The 15011-nt window shown below is 43.7% G+C and carries 19 protein-coding genes; 5 read left to right on the plus strand and 14 right to left on the minus strand.

The genetic code is table 11. The features are described 5' to 3' along the window. Positions 1 to 63 precede the first annotated feature (63 nt). Positions 64 to 1281 (plus strand): hypothetical protein, encoded by a 1218-nt coding sequence (locus tag ACOJUR_RS14145; protein WP_420950361.1) that lies wholly within the window; start codon positions 64 to 66, stop codon positions 1279 to 1281. 44 nt (positions 1282 to 1325) lie between these two features. On the opposite strand, the gene ACOJUR_RS14150 is transcribed toward ACOJUR_RS14145, so the two are convergent. From ACOJUR_RS14150 to ACOJUR_RS14185, 8 genes are all read right to left on the minus strand, one after another. Continuing rightward, positions 1326 to 2024 carry a glycoside hydrolase family 25 domain-containing protein gene (locus tag ACOJUR_RS14150; RefSeq protein WP_420950362.1) on the minus strand — a complete coding sequence of 233 codons (699 nt, stop codon included), beginning with the start codon at positions 2022 to 2024 and terminating at the stop codon, positions 1326 to 1328. A 227-nt stretch (positions 2025 to 2251) separates the two neighbouring features. Then, positions 2252 to 2449: a hypothetical protein gene (locus tag ACOJUR_RS14155; RefSeq protein WP_420950363.1), complete on the minus strand. Its 198-nt coding sequence runs from the start codon at positions 2447 to 2449 to the stop codon at positions 2252 to 2254. 86 nt (positions 2450 to 2535) lie between these two features. Beyond that, positions 2536 to 3471, minus strand: coding sequence for an IS110 family RNA-guided transposase (locus ACOJUR_RS14160; RefSeq protein ID WP_420950364.1), 936 nt, complete (start codon positions 3469 to 3471; stop codon positions 2536 to 2538). Positions 3472 to 3918: 447 nt separating this feature from the next. Beyond that, positions 3919 to 4299, minus strand: a complete 381-nt coding sequence (locus tag ACOJUR_RS14165) for a sigma-70 family RNA polymerase sigma factor (protein WP_420950354.1) — start codon at positions 4297 to 4299, stop codon at positions 3919 to 3921. Beyond that, the gene (locus ACOJUR_RS14170; RefSeq protein ID WP_420950365.1) at positions 4296 to 4523 is read right to left on the minus strand and encodes a hypothetical protein; all 228 of its coding nucleotides are present in this window, start codon (positions 4521 to 4523) and stop codon (positions 4296 to 4298) included. Before ACOJUR_RS14170 ends, ACOJUR_RS14165 begins: the two co-directional genes overlap by 4 nt. Positions 4524 to 4529: 6 nt before the next feature. After that, the gene (locus ACOJUR_RS14175; RefSeq protein WP_420950366.1) at positions 4530 to 4829 is read right to left on the minus strand and encodes a hypothetical protein; all 300 of its coding nucleotides are present in this window, start codon (positions 4827 to 4829) and stop codon (positions 4530 to 4532) included. Between the two features lie 79 nt (positions 4830 to 4908). Next, on the minus strand, positions 4909 to 5277 hold the full coding sequence (locus tag ACOJUR_RS14180; protein WP_420950367.1) for an RNA polymerase sigma factor: 369 nt from the start codon (positions 5275 to 5277) through the stop codon (positions 4909 to 4911). Continuing rightward, positions 5256 to 5420 carry a hypothetical protein gene (locus ACOJUR_RS14185; protein WP_203115738.1) on the minus strand — a complete coding sequence of 55 codons (165 nt, stop codon included), beginning with the start codon at positions 5418 to 5420 and terminating at the stop codon, positions 5256 to 5258. Before ACOJUR_RS14185 ends, ACOJUR_RS14180 begins: the two co-directional genes overlap by 22 nt. A gap of 229 nt (positions 5421 to 5649) precedes the next feature. Between ACOJUR_RS14185 and ACOJUR_RS14190 the strand changes: the two genes are divergently transcribed. Both ACOJUR_RS14190 and ACOJUR_RS14195 read left to right on the plus strand, forming a co-directional pair. Continuing rightward, positions 5650 to 5874: a helix-turn-helix domain-containing protein gene (locus ACOJUR_RS14190; protein WP_420950368.1), complete on the plus strand. Its 225-nt coding sequence runs from the start codon at positions 5650 to 5652 to the stop codon at positions 5872 to 5874. Between the two features lie 182 nt (positions 5875 to 6056). Continuing rightward, positions 6057 to 7321, plus strand: a protein-coding gene (locus tag ACOJUR_RS14195) for an IS3 family transposase (protein WP_420949004.1) whose coding sequence is annotated in 2 segments (ribosomal slippage) — positions 6057 to 6378 and positions 6378 to 7321 — 1266 coding nt in all. Because the reading frame shifts where the segments join, the coding sequence is not laid out codon by codon here. Positions 7322 to 7444: 123 nt separating this feature from the next. Here ACOJUR_RS14195 and ACOJUR_RS14200 read toward each other — a convergent pair. The 3 genes from ACOJUR_RS14200 to ACOJUR_RS14210 form a co-directional block, all read right to left on the minus strand. Continuing rightward, positions 7445 to 8224: a nuclease-related domain-containing protein gene (locus tag ACOJUR_RS14200; RefSeq protein WP_420950369.1), complete on the minus strand. Its 780-nt coding sequence runs from the start codon at positions 8222 to 8224 to the stop codon at positions 7445 to 7447. A gap of 289 nt (positions 8225 to 8513) precedes the next feature. Further along, a complete protein-coding gene (locus ACOJUR_RS14205) occupies positions 8514 to 9842 on the minus strand; it encodes an MFS transporter (RefSeq protein WP_420950370.1) in 1329 nt (442 codons plus the stop codon). After that, positions 9839 to 10414, minus strand: coding sequence for a small multi-drug export protein (locus ACOJUR_RS14210; protein ID WP_420950371.1), 576 nt, complete (start codon positions 10412 to 10414; stop codon positions 9839 to 9841). Before ACOJUR_RS14210 ends, ACOJUR_RS14205 begins: the two co-directional genes overlap by 4 nt. Before the next feature lie 115 nt (positions 10415 to 10529). Between ACOJUR_RS14210 and ACOJUR_RS14215 the strand changes: the two genes are divergently transcribed. After that, on the plus strand, positions 10530 to 10982 hold the full coding sequence (locus tag ACOJUR_RS14215) for a GNAT family N-acetyltransferase (protein WP_420950372.1): 453 nt from the start codon (positions 10530 to 10532) through the stop codon (positions 10980 to 10982). 49 nt (positions 10983 to 11031) lie between these two features. Here the strand turns inward: ACOJUR_RS14215 and ACOJUR_RS14220 are convergent, their stop codons facing one another. Then, on the minus strand, positions 11032 to 11673 hold the full coding sequence (locus tag ACOJUR_RS14220) for an MBL fold metallo-hydrolase (protein WP_072874567.1): 642 nt from the start codon (positions 11671 to 11673) through the stop codon (positions 11032 to 11034). A gap of 131 nt (positions 11674 to 11804) precedes the next feature. Here ACOJUR_RS14220 and ACOJUR_RS14225 point away from each other — a divergent pair, with 131 nt between their 5' ends. Further along, positions 11805 to 12791, plus strand: a complete 987-nt coding sequence (locus ACOJUR_RS14225; protein WP_072874568.1) for an aldo/keto reductase — start codon at positions 11805 to 11807, stop codon at positions 12789 to 12791. 11 nt (positions 12792 to 12802) lie between these two features. Here the strand turns inward: ACOJUR_RS14225 and ACOJUR_RS14230 are convergent, their stop codons facing one another. Together ACOJUR_RS14230 and ACOJUR_RS14235 are read right to left on the minus strand one after the other, a co-directional pair. Continuing rightward, the gene (locus ACOJUR_RS14230; protein WP_072874569.1) at positions 12803 to 13777 is read right to left on the minus strand and encodes an aldo/keto reductase; all 975 of its coding nucleotides are present in this window, start codon (positions 13775 to 13777) and stop codon (positions 12803 to 12805) included. 135 nt (positions 13778 to 13912) lie between these two features. Continuing rightward, the gene (locus ACOJUR_RS14235; RefSeq protein ID WP_420950373.1) at positions 13913 to 15007 is read right to left on the minus strand and encodes an ATP-binding protein; all 1095 of its coding nucleotides are present in this window, start codon (positions 15005 to 15007) and stop codon (positions 13913 to 13915) included. Between the last annotated feature and the right edge of the window lie 4 nt (positions 15008 to 15011).

A 15011-nucleotide genomic window follows, 5' to 3' on the forward strand; every position in this document is an offset into this window, starting at 1 on the left:
TGTCACAAAGTGTGTAGCGGGTACGTCTATACAGGTGAACAATCGAAACTAGGGGTGGTTTTTGTGCAAAAACGAATCTGGGAACTGACTGCGTCTATGCTTGCATTGACGTGTTTGACGGTGACCGGGTGTGGATCTCAACCTATTCGTTATATGCAAAAAAAACGTCCATCGCAAAATATCAATAAAATTGAACATAAACATGAGATAAAAACTACTCAGCCAAGTTGTGATCTATACAAAATTTCTATGTCTAATCTTCAGGAAGGTTGGGCGCTCTCCAATAAAGGAATTTTATATACTCAAAATAAGGGGAGAACATGGGATGTTATTCTTTCCCATATCTTTCAACAAATCCACAATCCATATAACGTTCATACATACTTCTATAAAAAATATGCTTGGATATGGGTAAATCTCAATAATCATGAATATATGTATTTTTTAAACGAAAATAAATTCTATGAAATCCCATTTAAATTACATTTTGATTCTACGGAAAGTCAATCGTTTATAGATTTTATTAATTCTCATCAAGGTTGGATATTGATCAACCAAAGTCAATCTATGCAAGGTAGTAAATTATTACTTTATTCTACAAATACTCAAGGTAAGTATTGGAAATTAATTTCCCAATCTTTTTTACAGTCATACAATGAACTTCCGTTTCATGGAGAACCAACTGGAATTAAGTTTCTAAACACCAATAACGCATTTATTTCTGGCTTAAACACTTCCTACGGAGATATCTATTTCTATTACTCAAATAATGATATACAGTGGCATGCGATCCGATTGCCAATTCCTCCAAAAAGCAAAGATGCACAATTTATAAGCTACCCTGTTAAATTTATTTCTAAAACAATTGGTTATCTGCCAGTCATTGAAACCCAGATCCATGTTGATCCCATCTCTAATCAATCTTATGAACAATCCAGCGTTATATTTTATAAATCTGTTAATTCCGGAGCTACATGGAATATCTTTCAACAATTAAAGCTTCCTCAACAGACGTCCCAACCTACGTTAATCCATTGGGTAGTACTTCCTAACGGTAGTTTTGTGGTCTCCGACTTCTCTGGAATATGGGAAAATTCATTTCACTCATCAACTTCTAAATGGAAGATGTTAACTAACACTTTTACCTCTTTAAAAATAGAACAAATCCAATTTGCTTCAAACAATATTGGATTTATTTTATCAACCCACGGTCAACTGTACAAAACTTCGAATGGAGGACTCACGTGGAAGATTGTCTCTATAAAACTACACCTCTCTTAAAAGAAAGAGAAGTGTAGTTAATCTTTTCTATATTTTTAATTAGGTTAATTGGGCAATTCAGAAGCAGCATCTAAATCCCCATAGTTTCCGCAATTTTGCGCATATTGCCATATCACGGGATATACTCCGCCGAATGACTCTGCATCATATGAGTATATTGTAGGACAACTAGAACCACAACCATTTTGGGGTTCATAACTCCAAGTTGGTGTAGAACTATAAAGCGTATATGAGCTTCCCATAATTTCATTCCATGCATCTGGAGCACTATATACCCCTGCAATAAGTTCTCCACCATTACCAGCCTGCACTATACTATACCATCCTTCCCAAACAGCTTGATTTAAACCTGTATTATTAACCCATCCATTCATACCCGGATATCCTTCAATGTCAGCAAAAATGGTTAATCTTGCTACATAAGAATTGGTATTCCACGCTTGAATAGCTTGGTTACCTTGATTAATTCCCCACTGTTTAGCAGTTGATACCGAACCATCATAATTAGGATCTCTAGATGGACCAAAGACAAACCAATAGCCATAAGTATTACTTGCGCCAACCTGATTAGCTGCTTCAATGTTGAAACAAGCACCACTATAGCATGGTCCTGCTCCTATTGAGGTACCTGCTCCTAATTGACCAATATAAAAACTAAGTCCACAAGGCCCTGTAGAAGCATCGCCTCCACCATCAATTCCAAAGTTAAGACTCGAACTTGATATGAGTGTTTCATTTGCCATTTAAATCTCCTCCAAGTTTATGAATTCCACCCGGCCGGAGTGGTGAGGGGCTTTCGTTTTGCCCCTCTACTCTTTAAAAGCACTTCGACTTGCGATTTTTATTAGCTCTGTTGAATTTTTTACGAAAATGAGTCCGTATCAGCTGAAGAGTCTCGATCGAATATGGACGAACGGAAATAGAGGCTGTCACTACAGTCTCGCGGAATGACTGGATATTCGCATCGGTATCAAGGTTTAGATACCTGGAATCCCTTCTCTTGCAACCTACGAATCATGTCCGCTTCCCGACGTTCTTCACTACGTTGCTTGAAACTATCTAGATAATCTGGACCAAGCTCTGTATACCGTTCTTTACGATGCAGGATGTGGTACACAATCCGAAGCAGAGTATGAGCGAGAGCGACAAGCGCCTTCTTGGCGCCCATCTTACGGACCCATAACCAATAACGGGCGGACAGGCGGGTATTTCTTGTTCGTGCTGCTGCCCAGGCACATTCGCAAAGCACTGCTTTTAGAGCACTGTTCCCGCTTCGGGACCGAACCCGTTTTTTTTACCTGCACTCTCATGATTTCCTGGGCTGAGTCCGGCCCATGCCGCCAATTGTTTGTCACCGCCGAACTGCTCCATGTCGGTACCCATCTCAGCCAAGATGATTGCTGCCGCATTTGCATTAATTCCGGGTACGGTCGTAATGAGTTCAAAAGCTTCCTGCTTATCCGCCATGTGAGCGCGTATCTCTTGCTCTACTTCCAGAATGGCCTTCTCAATGAATTGCAGGTGTTCATAGGAAAATCGCAGCATATCTCGGTGATGTCTCCGTAAGCGACCGTTCAGTGACTGCAGCAATTTGGCTGATTTATGCCGTAGTGCACCCTTCATCTCCGACTCCAGGAACTCCAATGTAATGACTTCGCCGTCCATAATCTTTTGTAGCAGAATTCGTCCGGATACCCCGAAGATATCCGACATATGCGTAGTCAGTTTAATGCTTGCATCCTGCAGGAGTCGATGAATTCGGTTTTTCTCTGAAGTAGCATCCTGTACGAGCTTCTTCCGGTACCGAGTCAGATCGCGCAGGTCCCGTGTTTCTTGAGAAGGGACGAAACTACCTTCAATGAGACCAGAGCGAAGGAGTTTGGCTATCCACTCTGCATCTTTCATGTCGGTCTTACGTCCAGGGAGGTTTTTGATGTGGTGCGCATTGGCGAGGAGCAATTCAAAATCAAAGGCTTCAAGCACGTTCCAGACGGGCTTCCAGTAGACCCCCGTGCTCTCCATGACGACATGCGTACAGCCACTCTTGTTGAGCCAATCTGCAAGCGCTAGTAGATCCTCAACCATCGTGCCAAACGTCCGGATTTCAGACTTGGGCGAGCGATCCAGTTGGCCTGTTAACACACAGGCGACTACAGATTCCTGGTATACGTCCAGCCCAGCCCAGCACACCGCTCAAGAATGGCTTCCATCATGAATGACAACCTCCATCCCACAGAATGATGAATCCGAAGACAACCCGACATTGAAGATTTTTTACTCGGACTCTCGGTCCAATATCCTGTGCTTCGAGGGTTGTCCATTCAGTTTTTTTATCGGGGTCAAACCACCACAAAGCAGAACCGAACTGGTCGGATTCGTCTCCATTATGCGAGATTCTTAGCAAACAAAAAAGCCATGACCATTTTCATCATAGCCTGTGTCCCGAAGGGTCATGAGCGTTTTTTTTGGATATTCCTCACCAGAGCCATTCGAATCGCTTGTTCTACGTCCTCATATCGGCTTTTCCTGCTTCTACGAATAGAGCAACGGATCTCATCTTCAAAACAACGAATCAATGCATTCCCCACATCATGTCCTTGCTGGATTTCGCTCAATAATTCATGTACATGTTCCCGTTTACAAATCACGTTCTAACATCTCCCTTAATTTTTGAAGAGCTACTTGATGAATTTGACTTACTCTTGATTGACTTATCCCTAATTTCTGAGCCACTTCAGATTGTGTATGATTCTTCCAATACAAACCGCGAATGATGAATTGTTCTTTGGGGCTTAAAGTTTGTAAATACATGTCCCATTCCCGATCAACCATGAAATGAATCGCCGATTCATCCCCCAAAGTATCTATGGTTTCTAAGCTTTCCTCCTCACCTGTTGGGGAATTAAGCACCAGTTTTTCTCGATCCCAACGCCGATAACGTCTTTGCTCGTTGAGTAGGGCATGCCGTATGATCTTGCGAATCCAGGCTACTTCCTGCTCAGGAGTATAGGTGGTCATGCTCGATCACGTCCTTGCATATGTCCCCGTCCACGTCCCCAGTAGAGGGCATAGCCAAGCAGTTCGTCCTGGATAACCTTGGCCTGTTCTGCCAATAGCAAACTCACCTGTTCGAACCGCTTCTGGTCTTCCTCGTTCTCCAACATTTCCGCGCACCTGGTATAGGCTATCAACGCTTTGTGCGTTTGGGTCAACGCTTCAATAAGGCGTTCTTTGCATATCATGTGGTATCATCCTCTCAAGTCCATGTTTGTTTTTTCGGTCACATTTTTCGTGACCAGGTGCCACCCTCCAACGGCGGTTGCCGCTAACAACACGCCGTTGAGGATGAGCACTGTCCAACCTCCCACATGGGTAGGTAGTGGTCTTGTCGTGAAAATCACCAACATTTCTCCCACCATCACAGCCAGAAAACGCGTAGGTAAACGCTGAAATACTGGCCACGTTTTCACCATCTGTACCACCAGCATGACGGCCAAACTTCCACCATCCACGGTGTGCAGGGAAGAGATTGTAAACAACGGTTCCATTTTTTTGCACCTCCCTTGCAGTTCTAAAATCCCCCTTACTTTTAAAACCGTTTTGACTGGCCATTTTGATTCACTTTTTTCAAAAAAATTTTTGCAGTTGCTGAATAGCCTTTGTTTTCAGCCGATGAACCGTACTCTGAGATACCTTCAGTTCCTCCGCTAACTCTCGTTCCGTCTTGTCTTCCAAAACGAGACCCACCATGACTCTTTTCTGTTTTTCGGGCAACGTGTCTAGAACCAACCTCATTCCCACTTCTTGAAAATCTCTTTCCGCATCCGTGGAAGGCAAAGTCTCTATGGGCTCCTCACCTTGCTCATTCGCTTGATTTAAGGTCAATTGTTCATGATTTCGATACCGACTCTCCCTGCGCCAATAGTCCACCGACTTTGCTTTGGCCACAGCGATCACAAAACGTTTGATATCCTCTAGCGTTTCAAAGGTGTGCATACAGAGGCTTCTTTCTCTTCCATCTCTCGAAGCGCTTTCCAAACGGCCAATCGCAAACTCTGAAGACCATCTTCGTCGTGCAGTATCGGTGATGATTGCATCAGAATCTGATCCACGATGGGCCAGTACACTTGGGGATTCATAAGGAACCTTCTTTCTCTATCAGCAAGGCGGGTATGAAAATGACGACGAAGCACGAAGAAATGTGACAAACCTAACGAACATATGTTCGTATTAATCCTACAACATTTTCCACGTGCCGTCATCCCCTCTGCCAGTATTCCAGAATATGCAAGACGGTTTGTCCAAGATGTAAGCGTATAAACAATTCTTTGTAGGGACAGGATGGTTGCTAGAGGTGATAGGAACACTATGCGCAAATTTCATCCGCCAAGAAGTCGGTTTGGTCTATGGTTGGAGAGAAACGGTATATCCTTGATGGAGTTGTCTAGAAAAAGCGGTGTTTCACATGCCACATTGAGTTTCTTGGCCAGCGGGAGTAGTCAAAGACCTTCTCGTTTAACCGAGCGGAAATTACGGCCGGTGTTGAGGGAGTACGGAGTGGACACAACAGATTTTTGGGATCTTGGCCTGTAGTGAGGAAAGAGCGTTTCTCAGACACCGATGTCGCTCATGCGAAAAACAGGTTTCCACGTACGTCACAGGAGGCTCCAGATTCATGAAGTTGACGTGGAGGAGTCCGTTCTCTTAAGCCCCGAAATCAGGTTGGACAACCTCTCTAAAGTATAGGAGACTAGAAGCAACAGGAGGTTGTCTTTATGGAACGACGGAAATTTTCATCACAGTTCAAGCAACAGATCGTCCAGGAATGTCTGGAAACTGGTAGTCCTACTATTGTGGCAAGGAAGCACGATCTAAATGCCAATATGGTTGGTAGATGGACTCGTGAGTTTAAGAAGACAGGTATAACGCCTGGAAAATCAAAAGGTATACCAACACATGTCACTTCAGATGATTACCAACAGGTCGTTGAAGAGCGTTCAGAGTTGGCTTCTGAGAATGATAAATTACGAAAGGCATTAGCTGATCAGGCACTCGAAAATCACATTTTGCGTGACCTGTTAAAAAAAGCCAACCCTCACTTGCGGATAAAATAGCTATTGCACACAAGTGGATCACAGCCGGGTATTCAGTCACCATCGTGCTGCGCATCGTGGGGGTTTCTAGGTCCACCTATTACTATCAGCAGACACATGAACCACAGCCGAGAACGACTGCTGGAGGGCGTCCTGTAACCGAATATACCTATACACAAGATGGCAGCAAGGTAAGTGACGAGCAGGCCAAGGAATGGATTATGAATGAAATAGAAGGAGATGGTTTTGCCTATGGATATCTCAAGTTAACCTATTTATTAAAGAGAAAGTACCAGTTGGTTATCAACAAGAAAAAGGTATATCGGCTTTGCAAGGAATTGAAGATCCTTAAGCCACAACGCAAATTGAAGGAAAAGCATCCTCGGAAATTGGCTAGAAACCGAGATATCACGGGTCCGAATCAATTGTTCGAAGTGGATATTAAGTATGGCTATATTACGGGTGAAGATCGATTCTTCTTCGTGCTGTCGTATATTGATGTGTATGACAGACAAATTGTGGACTACCATATTGGGTTGCGCTGCGAGGCTACAGATGCTGCAAATACACTGAAAAGTGCGCTCTGGAAACGAAAATTATACGGGAAATCCGAGTTGCCTGTAATTCGTTCCGACAATGGGCCACAGTTTGTCAGTCACCTGTTTGAATCCACATGTGAACAACTTGGGCTGGAGCATGAGCGGATACCGCCAAAGACACCAAATATGAATGCTCATATCGAATCTTTTCACAGGATACTGGAAGATGACTGTTTTTCTCGCTTTGAATTTGAGAGTTATACACAGGCATATCGGGAAGTAGTTTCATTCATGGAATATTACAATGAAAGAAGGATGCATTCCAGCCTGCACTACTTATCGCCGGTCGAGTTTCACAAAAAGCATTGTGATACCGGATTAAAACCGAAAGAAAATGTGAAAGTCTAAGAAAACGCTAGAAAAAGAGAGCTATGTCCAACTTACGGGTGTCAATCCGCGTTCTTCGCCATAGGCGTCTGAATCACGCTCTTTTCTCATGAATATGACACTTCTGGCAAAATCAACACGGTTTTAGCGGATACTGGCTCGAAATCGGCAATGTGGGAAGCCACTGCACCCCCAAAAGCTCCCATATCGACCTTGTCGTTGGATCAGCTTCCCTCCACACTTTGGACAAACGCCTGTGTGGATGGCTTGCTCCATCGCCCTGGTATCCTTCTGAATTCGACGAACATGCTCTTTGTACGCCGTTTTATCTACGACACGCATCTCTTTGAGTTTGGCATAGGCTTGTCCAACTTGCCCCTCGGTTAAACGCACCGTTTTTTGCGCCACTATCCATCGTACCAAGTCCCTCATGTGGAGCACAGGAGACGAAGCGTGAACACGAAGGCTTGTGTGGTTGGGAAAGACCACAATGGGCACAAACGCTGTTTCCGGCAATTCTGGCAAGACTTCCTGAAGCGTCCTGACATGCCCAAAGTTCTGGTGCAGTGGATTTTGAAGGGTGTGACGTTGATGGCCTATCGATTGTGTCCACTGATTTTGGTGTTCTGTGCCTACAATTTGTCCACCACGGTTTTTTGTTTCGATCACGAATACACCAAATTTGGAAACCACAATGTGATCGATTTGTGATGTGCGACCATCTTTCTTGCGAAGCAGCACATTGTCCAAGGTGTGATAGGTTGTAGACGGAAGTTTGACCAGCAATCCATCGACTTTCAATTCGCCCATTTTTCCCTTGAATTTTGCGCCAAACAACCGAAGTCCTACGAATAGAATAAAGATTATTGCCAATAAAATACCCAAATCTCCGCTCATTTGATGCATGACGGTCGATGTGTTCATGTTCATCCCCGCTTCAACCTAAATGTTTTTGTTTTTCACTATACACACGAAACATTTCCAGCTTCTTTTCCAACCACACACGCACTTCTGGTTTTTGTAGCGCTTCTCCTACTAACATCCGGTCTTGTCGAATGATATAACGGGGTTGAAGAGTACAAATAGGGGATAGAGCGTGTCCGAAAAGTAAAGGACAGCTCAATTTGTCTCCTGAAATCAAGCATCTGGTCATACAGCATGATGTATATTGTCCACACACTCGCCTTCATTGAAAATAACCATCCTTTTGTATTCAAGAATGGCTTGCCGATTTAGGCGAGGCTGTTGTTGACATGTTATCGTATGGGCGCATGAAACGCTGAAAGAGAAAAACATACGCCAATTGTAAGAACGAAGCGATTAAAAACGGCCAAAAGAAAGAAACGCGATCGAGCAACCAACCACCCACAGCAGGACCAAAAGATGCCGCAAGGCTCCAACTTAAATTATTCAGACTACTGGCAAAACCTCGTCTTTTGTCACGAACAAGACTAACGGATAGTGCTTGGCGCGCTCCCATGGAACCGCGATTGACAATGGAACGTACCACATATAATAGCGCAGCCCAAGAAAAAGTTGGAACAAAGGGCAAGGCAACCAGCAGGGCTACTCCTAATAAACGCGGCCAGACAATCGACTGTACTAATCCAAAACGTTGCGTCAATCGACCTATTCCAATGGAAGAAAGTCCTGTTAACACGAAAGTAAGCGCGTAAACTGGACCAATGGCCGAAGGGCCAACCCCAAATTTCACGTCAAACCAGTACGGGAGTAGCGGCGCTACGAGTCCTACACCCACTGAATTGACGAGATTGATAACAGCCAACAATAAAAGGGCACGATTTTCTCGATGTCGAATTTCTTTTTCGCTTTCTACTGCAGACATGACCACTTCTTTTTGTCCCTGTATAACTGAATCGTTTGACGCAGATTGCTTTTCCAAGCTTTTTTCTTTCCGGAATGGAAGTTCTTCCGGTACAGGAGCATCCTCTCGCAATGTCGCAATTTGTAACAAGTTGATGGCCGCTATCACGGCGTTTAAGACAAATAAAAGCAAAAAACGGTGCGAACCCGATGTGCCCGGAAGCATTCTCGGCAGAAAACCTGCAAGCAAAGAACCAATTCCCATGCCCCAGAACTGCAACGCCGCATTCCAACTAAAAATGGAACCTCTCTGACGACCAGGGATATACTTGGCAAGCCAGGCTTGCTCAGCTGGCGCAAATGGGCCTGACGCTCCGTTGGCCCCACGACCAAAACCAAATAAAACCGCAGATAAAATCAGCACCCCTATAGACGGAGCCAATGTAAGCCACAACGTAGCTGCCAACAGACCTATTTCATAAAAAACCAAAAATAATTTGCGCCCTACACGATCACTGGTTATCCCAACCAATAAACTGAGAGCACTATTAGCAAGTCCTCCCCCCATGAGAAGTAGACCTATTTCGGTTGCATCCCAACCACGCGCATGTAAATAGAGTGTGAAATCAACTGCCAGTGCTCCTTGACCAACACTGCGCAAAAATCTTGTCTCTATCAAACGTCTAGCAATAGGATGAATGTTTATCTTCTCTTTCATCGGTGATTCATTCCAAACGAAAAAGGATGAAATATATGCAAAATAAAGTCGCCTCCATATGTAATCAGTAATGCTGAACCAATAACACCTATGGAAATGCTTACGAATGTGGGCACAGGCCGCCAATGCATACCATAAGCCAAAGTAACACAGGCATACGCACCAATGAACGGAGATAGAACTACAAGAAACCATACGCCGTAATGTCCATATTTACGTGACCAACGTTTGGTCTTCAATAGTTTCTTTCGAAGCCAACGCCACTTCTGCAATAATTGATGAAAAAAAAGCATCAAAAACGGCAGAGGGATAAAATTGGCCAAAATGCTGATAATCGCTCCTGAAAGTGGATGAAATCCCATAGGTAGGCTGGCTACTGCCGCAGGTTGAGCTTCGAACAAGATGGATAACCCAATTAAACTCAACCCCAGGAGAGCTTTCCTTTCAAAGACGCCAATCAGAAAAGCGCCGACAAAGCACGTAACGCTGATGACAGAACTGATAAATAAGAGTTTTTTAAACGTCCTGCCCTGAACTGGCGGCAACATGCCCATGCTTTCCGCGTCCAGCACCTCCGCACACAAGACTGATAGAAACATTGTATACTTGATGCCAAGATGACAGCAAATACCTGCGCTAGCAAGCAAGAACTACAAGTAAGGCTGGATGGAGAAAGGTTGTGCGCACTTGGACGTTCAAATTTTTGAGGTGACGAGTGAAAGCCAAAAACAACAAGCTCTGCAAATCAGGAAAATAGTTTTTGTGGAAGAACAGCATGTTCCGGAATCTCTTGAATTAGACGAGTACGACACACATGCCGAAACATCCCACTGGTTGCTGACAGTGAACAAGCAACCAATAGGTACCGCGCGTTTTCGCCCTTATCAACTACAAACCATCAAAATCGAACGCGTAGCGATCTTGCAAGAAGCCAGAGGACAAGGATACGGCGAAGCTCTAATGCGGGCTATGGAAGCACAAGCAAGAAAACGCGGCTTTATCAAAGCTCGCCTGAACGCCCAAATACAAGCGCTAGCTTTCTATGAAAAACTAAATTATTTACCCATAGGCGAGCGTTTTGAAGAAGCTGGTATCTTGCACCAAACCATGGAGAAAGATATTAGCCACTTCGTTCTATGAGCATCAGCAAGGCCTCGCACACAATACGAGGCCTTTCATATTGCTGAGTTTACTGCAAGCGTAACAAAAAAGGATTGCTTTCTCGTTCCATTTCCATAGTGGTAGCTCCCATATGACCTGGATATAGTTTGAATTCGTCTCGCAATACAAGCAATTTGCGTAAAGACGTCTGCATATCCAAAGGGTTGGCAAAATCCAAATCTGTCCGACCAATGCTGCCTGCAAACAAAGTATCTCCTGTAAATACCAACTCTTTCCCAATAAACAATACTGAGCCTGGCGAATGTCCCGGCGTCTCCATCACAGTAAAAGTCTCACCAGCAAAATCAAGTTGGTCGCCTTCCTTAAAATATCCATCTGGAGCTGCCAAGGACGGTATTTCATGCCCATAAACACGCTTAGCCGTTTGGGGCAAAGCCTTCCATACCGTGTCTGCATCAGCCCGGTGAATATAAACTGGCACTGAGTAACGAGATCGAACCACATCTACACCGGATACATGATCGATATGCCCATGTGTGCAGTAGACTGCCTGTAAAGTAAGCTTCTGCTCATCCAAAAAATCAAAAACAGGCTGTAAATCGAGATCGCCAGGATCTATAAGAACAGCTGGTCGATGTTCTTGAAGAGGATTGAAATAAACATAGCAATTGGCCTGAAAAGGAGATACCACAAATCGGCGGATTTCCATATCGTTCTCTCCTTGATTGAGATTTTTGAGCGAAATCATACCAAAACGGGATGTCTTGTATAGCATTGTGTACAATGGAACTTGGATTAACTTTTTCCAAAAATGACTTATGCAGCAAAGGAGACTGTTTTATGTCCAGAATCTTACCCTTACAAAAACGAGGTTTAGCAGCAACGCCTTTGATCTACGGTTGCATGGGACTTGGTGGTGCAGATTGGAGCGGACGTACACCGCTCAGCCAAGCAGACATCAAAGAAGCCCATGAAGCTGTGGACGCTGCCCTCTCAATTGGTATTCATTTTTTCGATCACGCTAACATCTATAAGTCCGGCAATGCAGAAAAAGCGTTCTCTTATGTGCTGAAAGAAAGACCCAGTTTGCGTTCGGAAATTCTATTGCAATCCAAATGCGGTATTCGTTTTGCAGATGAACAAGCCTCTTTTACTCGCTTTGATTTTTCTAAAGAATACATCCTTCACTGCGTAGACGGTATTTTACAACGACTTGGTGTGGATTACTTAGACATTCTTCTCCTCCATCGACCTGATCCGCTTGTTGAACCGGAGGAAGTAGCTGCTGCCTTTGATATTTTACAACAGGCTGGGAAAGTGCGTTGGTTTGGAGTATCCAATATGAGTGGCAGCCAAATTGAATTTCTCAAGACAGCCGTAGTACAGCCTATTGTTGTGAACCAATTAGAAATGAGTTTGTTGCACCATGATTTTGTCAATGTAGGAATCAATATTAATCGCCAACCTGCAATAGGCGATATTTTTCCTGAAGGTACTATAGAATATTGTCGGACTCACAATATTCAAATTCAGGCATGGGGACCGTTGGCTCAAGGTGCCTATACAGGCGCACAAAACCTTGCTGAGGCTCCTCCCGTCGTACAAAAAACTGCAGCCAAGTTAAGCGAATACGCTGAAAAAAAACACACCACAGTGGAGTCCATCCTAATTGCATGGTTGCTTCGCCATCCTGCAGGAATTCAGGCTGTAATTGGTACTCGAAACAAAGAACGTATTCTTGCCTGCAAAGATGCTGCAAATATCGAACTAAGTCGGGAAGAATGGTATGACCTTTGGATTACCGCCCGTGGCGAACCCATGCCCTAAGGCACATCCCTTTATCCAAGCGGACGATATACAGCAAATGGCGGCGCGTATACAAACGACTTGCTCATTTCATCGAGCGTTTGCAGCGTGTCCGCCGAAAGTTCCAATTCAGCAGCCTGTAAGTTTTGCTCCAATTGCTCTACTTTAGTGGCGCCCACAATAACTGTAGAAACAGCAGGCTGATGCAACAGCCAGGCTAAAGAAAGCGTCGTCGCTGTAGCACCGAGCTTTTCTGCAAGCTGAGCCACCTGATTTCCTAGTTCTATGCGACTGTCATCAAGCTTCTTGGCAAAATTCGGATCTTTCTCTGCTCGTGAACCTTGAGGTGTACTGTCTTTAGTGTATTTGCCTGTCAGAATACCTCCAGCCAGCGGAAAATAAGGTATAATTCCAACGCCTTCTGAGACACACATGGGTATGAGTTCTTGTTCAATGGTTCTATCTGCCAATGAATAGCAAGGTTGTACAGAAATAAACTTAGCCCAGTGGTGACGTTCACTCAAGCTCAAGGACTTCATTAATTCCCAAGCCTGAAAATTAGAAGCTCCTATATAACGCACTTTCCCAGAAGAAATAAAATCATCTAAAGCAGCTAACGTCTCTTCCAGTGGCGTATGGGGATCAAAAGTATGCACCTGATACAGATCAACATAGTCTGTCTGTAATCTTCGTAAACTTCCTTCTAACTCAGTCGTTAAGTGAATGCGCGTAGCACCACGTCGATTGGCTCCTTCTCCACGCGGCATACCACCTTTTGTAGCCAGTATGGCTGCAGAACGCCGACCGATCAGCGCATCGCCAATCATTGATTCTGACTGTGTGTTGGTATATACGTTTGCCGTATCAATCATGTTCAGTCCAGCGTCAAGCGCCTGATGAATGATACGAATGGAGCTTGCCTTATCTGCACGACCTCCAAATGCATTGGTACCCAGGCCAATGACAGACACTTCAAGACCGCTTTTACCCAAATGACGATATTTCATTCTATATCCTCCTTGCTGTCATCCAATCTACCGGATGCTCCAAACATGATGCACAACCCATAGGTCACTCTCAGATTTCATTGTAACGTATTTTTATAAGCTAACCTATTTTAAGCGTATATATATATATATATATTACGATGATGATTTTAATAAAGACAAAGAGAGGCAGAGTGTTGTTCCATTCTGTTCTCGTTTAGTCACTTTCAGTTTCCCACCGCTTTCCTCAACCCATTTACGCACTAAATCTAAATGCAAAAAAGCCAAGGGTTGCTGATCGAGAGAAGTAGGATGAAACATTTGTTCCAATACCCATTCATCGACCATCCATCCGTTATGATAAATCGTCAATTGTAAAATTTTTTCATGTTTCCGTACATCAAAATGAATATATCGCAATTGGTCTCTGCCAAGCCCTAACACTGACTGTATAGAATGATAAATAAGAGTTCGCAAAATTTGCGCAAGTTGATGGGCATTAAACCACAGTTCACTATTTTCTAACCACGCGTCCAATTGAACTGAGATGTTTTCTTTTGCAATGACTTCATCAAATTCGTGCAAAATCGACTGAAGAAGCCGAACAAAGTCCAGTTTGTGCTGTTCTCCAGAAATTAGCGAATAATCGGCTTGTAATTGAGAAATCAGTAACTCTGCCACACTGAGTTCATGCAACAGTTTTTCGTTTAATTGATCATCTGTCTGTTGTTTTTCTTCCTGAAGATTCTGTTCTTCTAATAAATCTTCCAAACGCAATAATGATTGCTTAAGAGGGTTGATCAATTGGCCTATCTTTTTCTGTACCCAAAGCCAATTTGGATGAGAAAGAGCTGAATCTGACAACCATTGGGCAGTTTCCAACGACTGAAGTATAGGAAAAGGAACAGCTTCAAGTTTTTTTCGAATATTTTCAAGCTGCAGTGTCAATTCGTCCGTTTCGCTTTGCATAGTATGACAAAGAATCGTCGCTTTCCCAGGTGAGTCCCAAATAACCTCCAATTTATTAAGCTCAATCTGATTTTTTTTGGTCATCAGATTAACTTCCAACTGCATGATAGGCCTATCCGGGCGAATAAAAGACCCTACTTTCGACAGACTTCCTTCATCCACTATATTTAAAAAATTGTTTGGCGTAGCAAATTTATTTTGACCAGCTGGCGAAGCATAGAGGATATGAAACTCCGGATCGATCACAAAATAACTGATAAATTCCCCAGCATCGATCCACAATTCT

It is taken from the genome of Alicyclobacillus tolerans, from assembly GCF_048984885.1.
In the GTDB taxonomy this organism is placed as follows: domain Bacteria; phylum Bacillota; class Bacilli; order Alicyclobacillales; family Alicyclobacillaceae; genus Alicyclobacillus_I; species Alicyclobacillus_I tolerans.

Coding starts and splice junctions, on each gene's coding strand:
- ACOJUR_RS14150 (WP_420950362.1), bottom strand. CDS start 2,024: ATGGCAAATGAAACACTCATATCAAGTTCGAGTCTTAACTTTGGAATT.
- ACOJUR_RS14185 (WP_203115738.1), bottom strand. CDS start 5,420: ATGAATCCCCAAGTGTACTGGCCCATCGTGGATCAGATTCTGATGCAA.
- ACOJUR_RS14175 (WP_420950366.1), bottom strand. CDS start 4,829: ATGGAACCGTTGTTTACAATCTCTTCCCTGCACACCGTGGATGGTGGA.
- ACOJUR_RS14190 (WP_420950368.1), top strand. CDS start 5,650: ATGCGCAAATTTCATCCGCCAAGAAGTCGGTTTGGTCTATGGTTGGAG.
- ACOJUR_RS14205 (WP_420950370.1), bottom strand. CDS start 9,842: ATGAAAGAGAAGATAAACATTCATCCTATTGCTAGACGTTTGATAGAG.
- ACOJUR_RS14155 (WP_420950363.1), bottom strand. CDS start 2,449: ATGGGCGCCAAGAAGGCGCTTGTCGCTCTCGCTCATACTCTGCTTCGG.
- ACOJUR_RS14200 (WP_420950369.1), bottom strand. CDS start 8,224: ATGAACACATCGACCGTCATGCATCAAATGAGCGGAGATTTGGGTATT.
- ACOJUR_RS14230 (WP_072874569.1), bottom strand. CDS start 13,777: ATGAAATATCGTCATTTGGGTAAAAGCGGTCTTGAAGTGTCTGTCATT.
- ACOJUR_RS14180 (WP_420950367.1), bottom strand. CDS start 5,277: ATGCACACCTTTGAAACGCTAGAGGATATCAAACGTTTTGTGATCGCT.
- ACOJUR_RS14220 (WP_072874567.1), bottom strand. CDS start 11,673: ATGGAAATCCGCCGATTTGTGGTATCTCCTTTTCAGGCCAATTGCTAT.
- ACOJUR_RS14170 (WP_420950365.1), bottom strand. CDS start 4,523: ATGATATGCAAAGAACGCCTTATTGAAGCGTTGACCCAAACGCACAAA.
- ACOJUR_RS14165 (WP_420950354.1), bottom strand. CDS start 4,299: ATGACCACCTATACTCCTGAGCAGGAAGTAGCCTGGATTCGCAAGATC.
- ACOJUR_RS14225 (WP_072874568.1), top strand. CDS start 11,805: ATGTCCAGAATCTTACCCTTACAAAAACGAGGTTTAGCAGCAACGCCT.